12 protein-coding genes are annotated in these 13722 nt (G+C 67.1%); 5 read left to right on the plus strand and 7 right to left on the minus strand.

The features are described from left to right. Positions 1–2: 2 nt before the first annotated feature. Entirely contained in the window at positions 3–1256 is a 1254-nt protein-coding gene (locus ACZ1II_RS19385; protein ID WP_465145218.1) for a DegT/DnrJ/EryC1/StrS family aminotransferase, read from the plus strand. Further along, complete coding sequence (locus ACZ1II_RS19390; protein WP_465145219.1) at positions 1253–2101, plus strand: sulfotransferase; 849 nt, start codon at positions 1253–1255, stop codon at positions 2099–2101. The genes ACZ1II_RS19385 and ACZ1II_RS19390 overlap by 4 nt, the downstream gene beginning before the upstream one ends. Positions 2102–2291: 190 nt before the next feature. On the opposite strand, the gene ACZ1II_RS19395 is transcribed toward ACZ1II_RS19390, so the two are convergent. Further along, a complete protein-coding gene (locus ACZ1II_RS19395; protein WP_465145220.1) occupies positions 2292–4760 on the minus strand; it encodes a PhoX family protein in 2469 nt (822 codons plus the stop codon). Between the two features lie 143 nt (positions 4761–4903). Beyond that, complete coding sequence (locus ACZ1II_RS19400) at positions 4904–5656, minus strand: Crp/Fnr family transcriptional regulator (RefSeq protein ID WP_465145221.1); 753 nt, start codon at positions 5654–5656, stop codon at positions 4904–4906. 338 nt (positions 5657–5994) lie between these two features. Between ACZ1II_RS19400 and ACZ1II_RS19405 the strand changes: the two genes are divergently transcribed. Then, the gene (locus ACZ1II_RS19405; RefSeq protein ID WP_465147342.1) at positions 5995–8544 is read left to right on the plus strand and encodes an HWE histidine kinase domain-containing protein; all 2550 of its coding nucleotides are present in this window, start codon (positions 5995–5997) and stop codon (positions 8542–8544) included. 261 nt (positions 8545–8805) lie between these two features. On the opposite strand, the gene ACZ1II_RS19410 is transcribed toward ACZ1II_RS19405, so the two are convergent. Continuing rightward, positions 8806–9441, minus strand: a complete 636-nt coding sequence (locus tag ACZ1II_RS19410; protein WP_465145222.1) for a hypothetical protein — start codon at positions 9439–9441, stop codon at positions 8806–8808. A gap of 81 nt (positions 9442–9522) precedes the next feature. Further along, positions 9523–10536 carry a DNA topoisomerase IB gene (locus ACZ1II_RS19415; protein WP_465145223.1) on the minus strand — a complete coding sequence of 338 codons (1014 nt, stop codon included), beginning with the start codon at positions 10534–10536 and terminating at the stop codon, positions 9523–9525. 138 nt (positions 10537–10674) lie between these two features. Here ACZ1II_RS19415 and ACZ1II_RS19420 point away from each other — a divergent pair, with 138 nt between their 5' ends. After that, positions 10675–11157 (plus strand): hemerythrin domain-containing protein, encoded by a 483-nt coding sequence (locus ACZ1II_RS19420; RefSeq protein WP_465145224.1) that lies wholly within the window; start codon positions 10675–10677, stop codon positions 11155–11157. Between the two features lie 89 nt (positions 11158–11246). Further along, entirely contained in the window at positions 11247–11711 is a 465-nt protein-coding gene (locus ACZ1II_RS19425; protein ID WP_465145225.1) for a pyridoxamine 5'-phosphate oxidase family protein, read from the plus strand. Positions 11712–11787: 76 nt separating this feature from the next. Here the strand turns inward: ACZ1II_RS19425 and ACZ1II_RS19430 are convergent, their stop codons facing one another. The 3 genes from ACZ1II_RS19430 to ACZ1II_RS19440 form a co-directional block, all read right to left on the minus strand. Continuing rightward, positions 11788–12171, minus strand: coding sequence for a DUF2501 domain-containing protein (locus ACZ1II_RS19430; protein ID WP_465145226.1), 384 nt, complete (start codon positions 12169–12171; stop codon positions 11788–11790). A gap of 63 nt (positions 12172–12234) precedes the next feature. Continuing rightward, on the minus strand, positions 12235–12654 hold the full coding sequence (locus tag ACZ1II_RS19435; protein WP_465145227.1) for a response regulator: 420 nt from the start codon (positions 12652–12654) through the stop codon (positions 12235–12237). A gap of 63 nt (positions 12655–12717) precedes the next feature. Then, positions 12718–13329: a sigma-70 family RNA polymerase sigma factor gene (locus ACZ1II_RS19440; RefSeq protein ID WP_465147343.1), complete on the minus strand. Its 612-nt coding sequence runs from the start codon at positions 13327–13329 to the stop codon at positions 12718–12720. Positions 13330–13722 lie beyond the last annotated feature (393 nt).

Consider the following 13722-nt stretch of genomic DNA (forward strand, 5'->3'; position numbering starts at 1 on the left):
CCGTGAATCTGGCAAGCCTCCCCGGAATCGAGGATTCGTCCCCGGCGCCGGAAACCTTCCGCAGCGAACCCGCTCCCCGCCCCGTGCGCTCGCTCTGGCCCCGGCACGAGCCGGACGAGATCGAGGCGGTCGCCCATGTCCTGCGCTCGGGCAAGGTCAATGCCCTGGTCCACGGCGAGCAGAACCGGGCTTTCGCGGCCGAATTCGCGCGCTTCGTCGGCATGCCCGAAGGCCTGTGCATGGCCAACGGCACGCTGACGCTGGAAGTGGCGCTGCGCGCGCTCGGGGTCGGGCCGGGGCATGAAGTGATCGTCCCCGCCCGCAGCTTCTTCGCGACGGCGAGCTGCGTGCTGGCGGTCGGCGCGCTGCCGGTCTTTGCCGATGTCGATCCGGTCAGCCAGAACATCGACCCCGCCTCGGTGGCGCGCATGGTGACGCCCGCCACCCGCGCGGTGATCTGCGTCCACCTCGGCGGCTGGCCCTGCGACATGGATGCGCTGGGCCGCATCTGCGACGAGCACGGTCTCCACCTGATCGAGGACTGCGCGCAGGCCCACGGCGCCAGTTGGCGCGGGCGGCAGGTTGGCTCGTTCGGCGCGGCCTCGTCCTTCTCGTTCTGCACCGACAAGATCCTATCGACCGGCGGCGAAGGTGGGCTGCTGCTGCTGCGCGACCACGAGGTCTGGCTGCGCGGCTGGTCGTTCAAGGACCACGGCAAGAGCTACCGCAAAGTCACCGACGATGCCGGTACGCCGGGCGCGTTCCGCTACATCCACGACACCCCCGGCTCGAACTACCGCATGACCGAGATGCAGGCCGCGCTCGGTCGCTGCCAGCTCGGCAAGCTGCCGCGCTGGCTGGAGGCGCGCCGCCGCAATGCAGAGACGCTGCGTGAAGCCCTCGCCGGGGTTCCGGGCCTGCTGCTGCCGCAGCCGCCCGCCGACGTCAGCCACGCCTGGTACAAGTTCACCTTGCGCCTCGAAGGCCCCGCAGACCGGGTGGAGGAACGCCGCGCCGCGGTGCTCACGGGCCTGATCGCGCGCGGCATTCCGGCGGGCAGCGGCTCCTGCCCGGACATGAGCCGCGAGCATGCGCTCTCCGGCCTGCCGATCCGCCGCGACGGTTCGCTGCCGCAGGCCGTCGACCTCGGCTGCCGGACGCTGCTGTTCCCGGTCGATCACACGCTGGACGAACGGGACATGCTGCGCATGGCCGCAGCCCTGAAACAGACGATGATGGAGACGCGCGCGCTATGATGGCTCCCGACTGGCAACCCCGCTTCATCGTCATCGGCGCGGTCAAGGCCGCCACGACCTGGATTCAGGCGCGGCTTCAGGACAATCCGGCGATCTACATGCCCGATCCGGAGCCGCATTACTTCAGCTCGGAATTCGATCGCGGCGAGGACTGGTATCGCGGCTTCTTCGCGAACCGCCCGGAAGGCGTGCAGCTGATCGGTGAGAAGTCCGCCGATTATCTCGCCCATCCGCTCGCCGCCCAGCGCATCGCCCGCGCCCTGCCGCAGACCCGGCTCGTGCTGCAACTGCGCAACCCGGTGGAGCGCGCCTACTCCGACTACAAGATGCTCTACCGGCGCGGCACCGTGAAAGGGCCGCCGGAGGAATATCTGCGCTCGCTCGACAGTGCCTATCCGCGCTTCCTGCAGGACGGCCTCTACGCGCGCCATCTCGCCCGCTGGTACGACCTGTTCCCGCGCGAGCAGATCCTGATCTACCTCTACGAGGATGTCGCCGTGCAGCCGCAGCGCATCGTCGAAGAAGTGTCCCGTCACATCGGCGTCGCGCCGGTCTTCCGCCCGGAACGCGCGCGCGCCGAGGAAAACAGCAGCCGCTCGGCCATCCTGCCGCTGCCGCTGCGCAAGGCACTCGCCCCGCTCAAGGACACGGTGCGCCCGCTGCGCGGCACCGCCATGTTCGAGAACGTCCGCTCGCTGCTCGCGCGCGAGATCACCTATCCGCCGCTGTCACCGGGCCTGCGCGAGCAGATCCACGACTTCTACGCCCGCGACGTGGAGACGCTGGAGGCGATCTGCGGTCTCGATCTGTCGCGCTGGAAGACTTCGGCCCGAACGGCGGCCTAGAAAGCGCCCCGGATCCGCCCCCTTCATTCGTCATTGCGAGCGTAGCGAAGCAATCCAGGGCGGCTTGAGACCGACTCTGGGTTGCTTCGCTGCGCTCGCAATGACGAAGATGGGTGCCTGCCAAACGAAGCATGTCACCCGTGGAAGGGCAGGAGGCGCGCCGCGCCTCCTGCCCCGTTCAACCCATCGCTCAGAGCGCGATCACACCGCCATCATCCTTGGTGATCGCGATGACCGCCGAGCGCGGGCGTACGGTCGCGGCGGGGGTGCCGGTCTGGCTGTCCGGCCAGTGGCTCGACGGCGCCGCAGGGGTGCCGTCTTCGCCCGGATGCTGGATGCCGACGAACAGCGTGCGGCCGTCCGGGGTCGAGTCGATGCCGGTGATCTCGCACTGGACCGGGCCGACCAGAAAGCGCCGCAGGTTCGCCGCCGTCGCAGGCGCACCGACCACCGTCGCCTGGGTTGCGGTGGCGCCGGTCGAGGCGGTGTTGGTGATCGTCTTCGCGCCGCCGTCACCGACACGGCCGGGGATCGCCGCCAGCAGCATGCAGTTGGTGCGATCGGTCAGGGCGCCGTCGTCGGTCTCGATCCAGAGCACCGGGTTGAACTGCCCCGCCGGGTTGGTGGCGCGCGAGAAGTAGGCGCCGTCCGGGCTGGAGAAGTCGTTGTCGGCGGTCAGGCCCGAAATGTTGACGTTGGCACCGGCATCGGTCGCGTCGGCGCCGAACAGGTAGATGTCCCACTTGAAGGTCGTGGCTGACGTGGTGTCGCCGTCCTCGCGCAGGCGGACGATATGGCCATTCGGATTGCCGTACTGCGCGGTGTTCGAAGCGCCCTTGGGGTCGTTGTAGTGGCGCGGGTTGGCGGCATCGGTGCCGGTGATCGGACGCCCGGCGGCATTGTTGTTGGTGAGAGTGAGATAGATTTCGCCGGTCACCGGATTGCCCACAGTCCATTCCGGGCGGTCCATCGGCGTCGCGCCCACCGCGTCGGCGGCAAGGCGGGTGTTGACGAGGATGTCGGCCTGATCGGCGAAGACATATTCCGGCATCCCGGACGCCGCCGGACGGTTGGGCACCGAGCCGAACACCAGCGGCAGCCACTGGCCGCTGCCGTCGGCATTGAACTTCGCCACATAGAGCGTGCCGGTGTCGAGATACTTGTCACCCATGGCGAGGCGGCTGGTCGAAGCCGCGTCGGCGGCGGCATAAGTCGCCGAGGACACGAACTTGTAGAGATATTCGCGGCGCGAGTCGTCGCCCATGTAGACGCCCAGCTTCTGGCCGTTCACCGCGCGCACGAAGGCGCCCTCATGGCCCATGCGACCCAGCGCGGTGCGCTTGCGCGGGGTCGAGGCGGGGTCGTAGGGATCGATCTCGACCACCCAGCCATACTGGTTCGGCTCGTTGCGATAGTCGTCCGCCGCCGTGGCGCCGGTGATCGTCGCGTTCCACTTGGTGTAGATCGAGTCGGTCGAATTCGCGAAGGACCAGGCGTAGTTGCCGGTGCGGCTGGTCACGCCGAAGCGCGCGAACGCGGTCATCTCGCGCACGCTGCGCTTGGCATCGTCGGCGGCATCGCGGCGGAAGTATCCGGCCCAGTTCTCCTCGCAGGTGAGGTTGGTGGCCCAGGGGGTCATGCCGTTGGCGCAGTTGTTGATGGTGCCGCGACCGGCGGTGCCGTTCGCGGAATAGGCGGTGATGAGCAGCGCCGAACCGGCCGCCGGGCCGTGGAAGCTCATCGGCGTGTTCGGGGTGATGCGGCGGTTGTAGGTGCTGGTGGGCACATAGGACCACTTGCGGCTGCCCGCATCGACGTATTCCGACACCGAGACGCCGTGGGCCTCGATCTCCTTGATCGCCTCGGCTGCCGGACGCGGGCCGGTGGAGACATTGGTCGGGCCGTTCGGGTGAAGGTACTGGACGTTGAGGTTCTCGTGGTTCTGCACCATGAGGCCGCGCGTGGAACTGGCGTCGTCGCGTCCGCCCGCTGCGGCGAGGCCGAAGAAGTGCAGCCCGTCGCCGTGGTCGCCGATGCGCTGGGCGAAGTTGCCGTCCGTACCGTCGTTGGCATAGGCCGAAACCCCGGTGGCGAGCGGATCGCCAAGGCGGGTCATCACCGTCACCGAATAGCCGGTGGGCACCTTCACCACGTCCGCCAGACTATGGGCGACGGCCGTGAAGCCCAGCACGCCCGGCGAGACGCGCACGGTCGTAGTGGCGGTGCGCACTTTGCCGAGGCTGCTGGTGGCGGTGAAAGTGAAGACCAGATCGGTCGCCGCGGCAACGCCCGGCGCAATGAACGTGACGGTGGAACCGGAGCCGGTCAGTTCGACGGCGGTGCCCGAAGTCTGCGCCCAGCCGGTGCGATAGCCGCCGTAGCCGTTGTCCGGGCTGCCGGTCAGCGTGACGACGCGGCCGGCGCTGGTCGCGGCATTGGCACCGGCGCTGACGGACACGCCTTCCTGGTCGTCGTCATCGCCGCAGGCCGCCAGCAGGGCCGTGCCCATGAAGGCCATGGTCGTGGCACCGGCGCCCCGGAACAGGGCCTGACGGCGCGAATAGCGTTCCGCCGCCATGCTTTCCAGCGAGCGTTCGGTGGTGGAGTTGGTATCGACATCGCCATCGGTATAGCCGTTGGCGGGAAGCCCTTCAGTCATGGTGTGCCCCTGTTCTTTCGACATTCGCAGGGGCGTTGCTAGGAGCGCTTCATGTCAATCGAGCGCAATTTCCGCGTCAGTTCGATGGCGGTTTCACGACAGCTCTGTTGCGGAAAATTCAGGAAGCGCCGGGCGCCTGCCGATCACGGCTCGGGATAGACCCCGGCGAGCACCTTCTCGAAATGCGCGGCGACATGATCGTTGCACGAGCAGGCCCTGGCCTTGAGACTGGCGCGGTCGACCACGGCGATGCCGCCGCGCCGGGTGCGCACCAGTCCGTCGCGCTTGAAGCGCTGGAGCACGCGGCTGGCATAGCTGCGGCCGATCCCCATCATCGAGGCGAGCTGTTCCTGCGTCATCGTCACGTCGTTGCGCCCGATCCGGTCGACCGCCGCGATCAGCCACTTGGCGGCGCGTTCCTCGATCGTGTGGACGGCGTTGCAGGCGATCGACTGGAACACCTGGGCCATCATGCAGTCGGCATAGCGCGCGAAAAGCCCGGCGATCGCCGGCACCCGCTCCTTCACTTCTTCCAGCTGGCGGGTGGGAATGCGCCAGAACAGGCCGCCGTGCAGCACATTGGCGCGGGCATAGGCGGGCAGGCTGCCCTGGCTGACCACGCCCCCCAATGCGCCCTCGCGCCCGACCAGGATCGTCTCCACCGAAATGCCGCTGTCGAGTTCGACGAAGAACGAGCAGATCGAGGCACCGCGCGGCAGGTAGCAGTAGTCCACCTGATCGCCCGGATGGTAGATCACCTCGCCGGAGCGCAGTTGCACTTCGCTCAGATGGGGTTCGAGCAGGGCGAAGTCCCCCGGACGCAGCGCCGCGAGCAGATCGCTTTGCTCCTGGCTGGTCTGTGACGCCATCTTCACCGGCTCCATGAAATTCCGCACCGAATTCTCCCGCGCCGGGACGGCGCCAATCTCTCACGCCGAAACGGCGCCGCATGGCCAACAATGCGGCAGGCCGCTTGCGGTTCCCGCCGGGAACGTACAGAAGTGAACAGACGGGTCGGTGGAACATCGCTAGAGCGTTCCTGAGGAACATTTCTCTGGCGCCGGAGTTGTGATGCCTCGAACGGGGGGCTCGCGCGCCGGCGACGGAGCGTGTCCAACCGCCTGTAAATACTTCAAATCTGGGCGACACGACGAAATGCGGACCGAGGACCTGATTGTTTCGAGAGCCGACCCGGCCGCCCTCCGGACGGAATACCCCCTGCGTGGCTGACGGCATGCATCAGGTAGATCTCAGCACTTGCGATCTGGAGCCGATCCACATCATCGGCCGCATCCAGAGCTTTGGCTGGCTGCTCTCGTTCTCCAGCGACTGGATCATCAACCACGTCTCGCTCAATTGCGAGGAACTGTTCGGCGCCTCGGCGCGCGACATGGTGGGCCTGGCCGCCATGCAGTTCCTCTCGCCCGGCGCCATGCACGACATCCGCACCCGCCTGCAGGTGCTCGGCGGCGCCAGCACGGTGGAGCGCGTGTTCGAAGTGGACCTGCGCGGCGACGGTCGCCTGTTCGACATGGCGATCCACGTCTCCGGCCGCTCCTATGTGCTGGAAATCGAACCCCACGAAGGCGGCCGCCGCCGCGATTTCGTCAGCTACGTGCGCCCGATGATCGACCGGATGCGCCAGTCCACCTCGATCGAGCAGCTCTGCGCCAGCGCCGCCCGCCACTTGCGCGGGCTGACCGGCTTCGACCGGGTCATGGTCTACCGCTTCGAGGGCGACGGCGCCGGGGAAGTGATCGCCGAAAGCCTCAACGGCATGGTGGACAGCTTCAAGGGCCAGCACTTCCCGGCCTCCGACATTCCCGCCCAGGCGCGCCGCCTCTACACCCGCAACATGCTGCGCATCATCAGCGATATCGACGATCCCACCGTGCCCATCCATCCGGTGACGGACCCCAACGGCGATCCGCTGGACCTGTCGATGTCGGGCCTGCGCGCGGTCTCGCCGATCCACATCGAATACTTGCGCAACATGGGCGTGAAGGCGTCGATGTCGGTCTCGATCATGCGGCGCGGCAAGCTCTGGGGGCTGCTGGCCTGCCATCACTATGCGCCGCTGCGGCTGTCCTATTCGATCCGCACCGCCAGCGAGCTGTTCGGCGAGTTCTTTGCCTATCTGCTGGAGCAGAAGGAGACCGATTTCGCGCTGGAGCAGCGCGCCGCCTCGATGCGGCTCCATGACGAGATGATGTCGCGCGTCGCCGCCGGGGGCTCGTTGCTGGAAGCCTTCGAGGACTTCTCCGATTCGATCGCCCGCGTCATTCCCTTCGACGGGATCATCGGCTGGGTCGACGGACGCTTCGTCAGCCACGGCGCGACCCCCAGCGAAGCGCAGTTTTCCGAGCTTGCCCGCTTCCTCAACACCGCGGGCGCCAGCACCGTCTGGTCCACCGATTCGATCGGCGCGCTCCATGCTCCGGCAAGCGAATGGGCCGACCGCGCCGCCGGGCTGCTCGCCCTGCCCGTCAGCCGCAGCCCGCGCGACTACATCGTGCTGTTCCGCCGCGAGCAGCCGCGCGAGGTGAACTGGGCGGGCAATCCGGAAAAGGCCATCGAACTCGGCCCCAACGGTCCGCGCCTCACCCCGCGCAAGAGCTTCGAGATCTGGAAGGAGGAGCGGCGCGGCCAGTCCCGCCCCTGGACCGAGGAAGAGACGCTCGCCGCCGATGCCCTGCGCGTCACCCTGCTCGAAGTGGTGCTGCGCCTCGCCGATGCCGCCCATGTCGAGCGCGAGCAGGCGACGCGCCAGCAGGACATGCTGATCGCGGAACTCAACCACCGCGTGCGCAACATTCTCAACCTGATCCGCGGCCTCGTCGCCCAGAGCAAGGAAGGCGCCAGCACGATCGACGAATTCGCCGAGATCGTCGGCAGCCGCATCCACGCCCTCGCGCGCGCCCACGACCAGGTGACGCAGAAGGACTGGACGCCCTCCTCGCTCTACGACCTGATCCGCACCGAGACCGCCGCCTATGCCAGCGACAGCGCCGAGCGGGTGGTGATCGACGGCCCCGACGCGCTCGTCGCGCCCAGCGCCTTCACCACGCTGGCGCTGGTGTTCCACGAACTGACGACCAATTCCTGCAAGTACGGCGCCCTGTCGGATTCGCGCGGAACGGTGACGATCACCCTCGATCGCGGCGACGACGGCTCGTTGGAGATCGACTGGCGCGAGTCGGACGGTCCCCCGGTCAAGACCCCGACCCGGCGCGGCTTCGGCTCGACCATCATCGAGCGCACGATCCCCCACGAACTCGGCGGCTCGGCCTCGGTGATCTATCCGGCGGAAGGCATGAAGGCGCTGTTCCTGATCCCGGCCGACCATATCGCCAGCTTCGAGACGCCCAGCCCTTCCGAAGACCGCCCCGCGCCCCATGTGCCGGAAGCAGCGGAGCTGGCCGGAACGCTCCAGGACGGGATCGCGCTGATCGTCGAGGACAACGTCATCATCGCCATGGAAGCTGAAGACGTGCTGCGCGGGCTGGGCTTCAACGACTGCCGGATTGAGGGTGGCGTGGCTTCGGCCATGGCGCTTGTCGAGACCGGCGAGGTTTCGTTCGCGATGCTCGACGTCAATCTCGGCAAGGACACCAGCGAACCGGTGGCGCAGGCCCTGCTGGCGCGCGGCGTGCCGTTCATCTTCGCCAGCGGCTATGGCGAGCGCTCGCTGATGTCCGGCGCGTTCAAGGGCGTGCCGGTCGTGACCAAGCCTTACGGCGAACGCGAGGTGCGCGCGGCGATCGGGCGGCTCGGGCGGGGCTGAGCAGGGCCTCAACGAAACCCATTCCCTCACATCCCAGCCCCCGTCGCCCCCGCGAAGGCGGGGGCCCCGCTTTTCTTCGATCGGCAGGAATCCGGGTTAACAACGGCACCACCTCTCTGCGTCTCCGCGTCTCTGCGTGAACCCAAAAAAGCGGGACCCCCGCCTTCGCGGGGGCGACGAGGTGGTATGGATCAATGCTGGCAGGCTCCAATGCTGGCAGGCTCCAATGCTGGCAGGCCCAACTCGCGATAGCCCCTCGCTTCAGGGCGCGTCGGACTGGCCACTTCGGGATGGACAGGCACCCAGATGGCGGCCAGTGATCGACCAGCGCGTCATGTCGGGTTTCGGCCTGGGGTCCTCCGGGTTCCGGGGGGGCGGAAAGCTTGCAAACTCCCTGCGGTCATCGAAATCGAGCTTGAACTGCCGGGCATCGTACTTCCCGGAGACCGTGAGAACTACGCGGGTTGGGTAAGTACCGACGATGTGCGTGGTCGTGTCCAGTCGGGACACGCTCCCACCCCGGCAGGTCTGCGTTGCCCGCAGGCGCCCCTCACCAACCCGCACCAGCAGCTTGGGGCAATGGGTAGTGCCTGCGGTTTCCGAGCGCCCTTCACCCGTCAGCAGCGTGACCAGCGCCTCGACCTGCGTTTCCGGAATGCAAAAGCGCCAGTCCCGGTCTTTGCCGATTGCGGGCACGAACGGACGCCCATCCAGGTTCTCTCCGAAATGATAGGACCGCGAAACGGTGACGAGCCATTCGCCGCTGTCGAGCACGCTTTCATCGCGGCGGCCTTCCACGACGATATCGCCGCCGCCTTCCGCTTCGACCGCCTGGACCGGCCAGAAGGATGCGCCAAGGGCCAGCGCGGTAAGGGGAGCGGATCGAAGAGCCTTCATCGCCGGCAATGGTGCCCCGCCGGACCTCCCGCCGCAATCGGCAACTCTCGCAAAAGGAGGCCCCTCACCGTTACATTTCCTTCACCCCCAACTGCTTGCTGGCGGCGCGGTTTCGAGAAAGGCGATCAATCCGCGCTCTTCGCCCGCCAGCCAACGCGTGCGGCGCGGCAGGCGTTCCGGCAGGTCCGGCACCGGCTCGGTGCCCCGCACGAAAGCGATCAGCGCCGGGTGGACATAGGACTTGCGCGCGATCGCCGGCGTATTGCCGAGATGCTCGGCGACATCCTCCAGCATCGCCTTCAGCGTCACCTCCGGCTCCCGCCATATCCGCGCGAAAGCCAGGGCGCTCGCGGCGAAGGTGCGGAAATCCTTGGCCGAGAAGTCCTCGCCCATCGTCTCGTGGAGATAATCGTTCACCTCCTGCGAGCCGACCGGGCAGGCGCAGCCGTCCTCATCGAGGTACTGGAACAAGTGCTGCCCCGGCAGGTCCTGCATCTTGCGCACGCAGGCGACGAGGGCGCGGTCGCTCGACAGCACCTCGCGCAGCTTGCCGTGCTTGGCGCGGAACCGCAGCTTCAGGGTGCGGCCCTTGAGCGTTGCATGGCGACCGCGCAGGGTGGTGGCACCGAAGCTGCGGTTCTGCTCGGCATAGCGCTCGTTGCCGATGCGCATCGCCGCGCTGTCCAGCAGGGCGACGACCGAGGCCACCGCCCGCTCGCGGCACAGGCGCGAAAGCGCGAGGTCCTCGGCCACGCGCTTTCGCAAGTCTGGCAGGGCATGGCCGAAGGCGGCGCAGCGGTCGAACTTGCGGGCATCGCGGTCGGCGCGCCAGTCGGGGTGATAGCGGTACTGCTTGCGCCCGCGCGCGTCGAAGCCGGTGGCCAGCAGATGCGCCTCGGGATCGGGCGAGAACCAGCAGTCGATATAGGCGGGCGGCAGGGCGATGCGGTTGAGCCGGTCGATCTCCTCGCGGTCCTTGATGCGCACGCCGTCCGGATCGAAGTAGGCCCATTTCACGGGCGTCGCTTCGCCGCGCCTTATCGCCTTGCGGGTGATCCCCGGTTCGTCTGCTTCGGTAAAGGAGAGGCGCGGCATCGGGGCTCCAAAAACGTCTGTCCGATGGAAACGCACGATCCGGCGCGAAGTTGTGCCAAGCAGCCGATGGGCCGGAACCGCCGCGCCGCGGCAGCCGTTGCTCCCTGCATAGAACAGCCCCCAGACAGGAGCGACACCATGGCAGATGCCCGTATCTTCAAGGACCTCAAAGCCGACCACGACCGCCACCGCGACATGCTGGCCCAGCTCGGCGAAACGCAGGGCGACAGTCCCGAGCGCCGCGAACTGTTCGAGGCTCTGCGCCGCGAACTCCAGGCCCATGCGGCGGCGGAGGAAGAGGCGCTCTACGCGACGATGCTCGCCGATCCGGACCTGCGCGACGAGGCCCGGCACTCGGTCTCCGAGCACAAGGAGATCGACGATTTCCTCGGCGAACTGCTCGACATCGACATGGGTTCGGGCGCCTGGCTGATGAAGTTCAAGGACATGCGCCACCGCTACCTCCACCATATCGACGAGGAGGAAGAGGAGATGTTCCCCACCGCCGCGAAGGCACTTTCCGCCGAGGAGGAACGCGAAATCGCGCAGACCTTCGAGAAGCGCAAGCCGAAGGAACTGGCTCTGGCCGCCCGGCAGAAGCCGGGCGACGAAAGAGACTGACCGCTGGTCGCAACCGGGAACGTCCGGGGTCCGGGCGGCGTTGCTTGATTAAGATCAGGGCTTGGTTAACGATCAGGAGGAGAGCAGCCATGGAAAGCCACGTTCGCGAGAGGTTCTGGAAGGCCTTCGCCGCCAGCCCGTTCATGATGATCAAGCTCGACGCCGCCCATGGCCATGCCGAACCGATGACCGCCCTGCTCGACCGCGACGCGCACCATGCCGTGTGGTTCTTCTGCAAGCGCGACAACCGGATCGGCGGCGGCGGCCGGGCGATGGGGCAGGTCATGACCAAGGGCCACGACGTCTTCGCCTGCCTCGCCGGAACCCTGGTCGAGGAAACCGACCTCGCCGTACGCGAAAAGCACTGGAGCAACGCCGTCGAGGCGTGGTTCCCCAAGGGCAAGGCCGATCCCGCCATCGTCATGCTGCGCTTCGAAATCGACGATGCCGAAGTCTGGACTTCGGATGTCGGCATCACCGGCCTGTTCAAGCTGGCGACCGGCGGCACGATCGATCCGTCAAAGGCTGGCGAGCACGAGCTGGGCGCGGTCTGAATCCCTCGTCGACCGCGCGAACCGTGCTCCCGGGGGGCGCGGAGGCCAGCCCCTTCGCGCCCCTTTTCCTGTGCGGTCAGAGCATCGAACGGGACTGCTTGAGCACCATGTTGCAGATCGTCTTGCGCACCGGCTTCGGGGCCTTGTCCAGCGAATAGGGCGCACTGCCCGCGCTGAGCAGCGTGCCGGAAGAGCCGGACTTGTAATCGTCCGACTGCTGCGAGACGCCCGGCGCCTTCGAAAGCAGGCCGTAGGCCGAATTGCCTTCCACGGAATCGACGAGCTTCTGTTTCATGCAGTAACTGAGCACCCCGGCGGCGTTGCCCGCGCCGGTAGAGGCGACATCCGGCAGCGCGGACGTGCCGAGCGCGCCGGGAACCTTCGCGGATACCGGGGCGAATACCGGGCCGATCGCGGAAAGCAGCACCAAAGGAACGAGGGGAAGGCGGAGAAGCGTCATCGGTCGGCTCCCTGCAGGGTCTCTTGCCTGCAAGAATGCCATAACCCGCCCCTGCAAGGAAGATCACTTCCCGGCGAGCGGTTCCAGCTCGGCCGGGCGGGCGCTGTCCGGGCACCCCGCCAGCACATAGGCGATGGCGGCAAGGATCGCCTGCCGCGAGAACGGCTTCTGGACCACCCCCACAGCCGTCGGTGCAGGCTTGTCGATCTGGCCGGGATTGGCGGTGACGTAGATGACCCGCGCCCCGAACCGCCCCGCCAGATCGCGGGCGACGGCGGGGCCGGTCAGTCCGTCGCGCAAGTTGAGATCGACCAGCGCCACGTCCGGCGCTTCCCCCAGCGCAGCTACCGAGGCCGCATCGGGGAAAGTGCCGAGCACGGCGTGGCCGCCGTCGGAAAGAATGTCTTCGAGTTGCAGCGCCACCAGGAATTCGTCCTCGACGATGAGGACCTTTGCCGCACCAGACGCCGCATTTGCCGTCATCGCACCCAAGGCACGCGCATCCCTTTTGGGCGCCCCGTCATGGGAAGGGGCGCCATTATTGCATCACGCCGCGACGGCATCTTCCTGCTCGTCGGTGACATTGGCGATCTTGACCAGTTCCGCAAAGAACGCGTCGATGGCGTCCCCGGACAGCACGAAGTTATGGCGGAAGTCCGGAAGCTGGCCGGATTCGATGACCTTGGACAGCATCGCGCGGGCGCGGCAGATGCGGCTCTTCACCGTGCCGAGGGCAATGCCGCAGATGCGGGCGATTTCCTCATAGGACAGGTTCCCCGCCGCCACCAGGATCAGCGCCTCGCGGTAGGTTTCGGGAATGGCGGTCAGCGCGCGGAGCACGTCGGCCAGTTCGATGGCGCTTTCCTGGCTGGCTTCGGCGCGCAGGATGCGCTCGGCGGCCAGTTCGTCATACTCGCCGTGGAAGCGGGCGCGGCGGGCCTCGCTGTAGAAGTGGTTGCGCAGGATCGTGAAGGTCCAGGCCTTGAAGTTGGTCCCGGCGGCATAGCGACCACGCGCGGCCCAGGCACGGAGCATGGCTTCCTGCGCAAGATCATCGGCACGGTCGCGGCAGCCGCAGAGGCCGCGCGCGAAGGCGCGAAGGTGCGGCGCGACATCGGCCAGCGCGCGCTTGAAATCCCGGTCGCTGAGAGTTGCCATTTCCCCGCCTGCTACTTGCGCCGCGACCTGCTTGGCTGCCGTTGCGGCGATGGCACCGGCGCTGGTTTCGGTTGCTGCGGTCATTGCGTTCCCTCCTTGGCTGATCCCGTTTCGGGACCCGTCGATTTGGCAAACGCGACTAATGCACACAAGGTTCCCCGAATTGCCGGGCACTTGACGGTTTAGCGCGGTTTTCGGTGGCCATGTGCGTTCAATACAAGACAGAACGAGCCTGACGAGCGATCTTCGGTGCTGTCTGAAAGCCCAAATTCGACGAAATGGCGGAACTTTTTTCCGTTCATCCCGGGAACAACATCGGCCGGTAATCTTTGAAGCCCTGAATTTAGAGGCCCCCGTTCACTCTGCGGTGAACGGAGGCCTCCGGGATCGGGT

The organism is Novosphingobium sp. BL-S-20 (genome assembly GCF_055521635.1).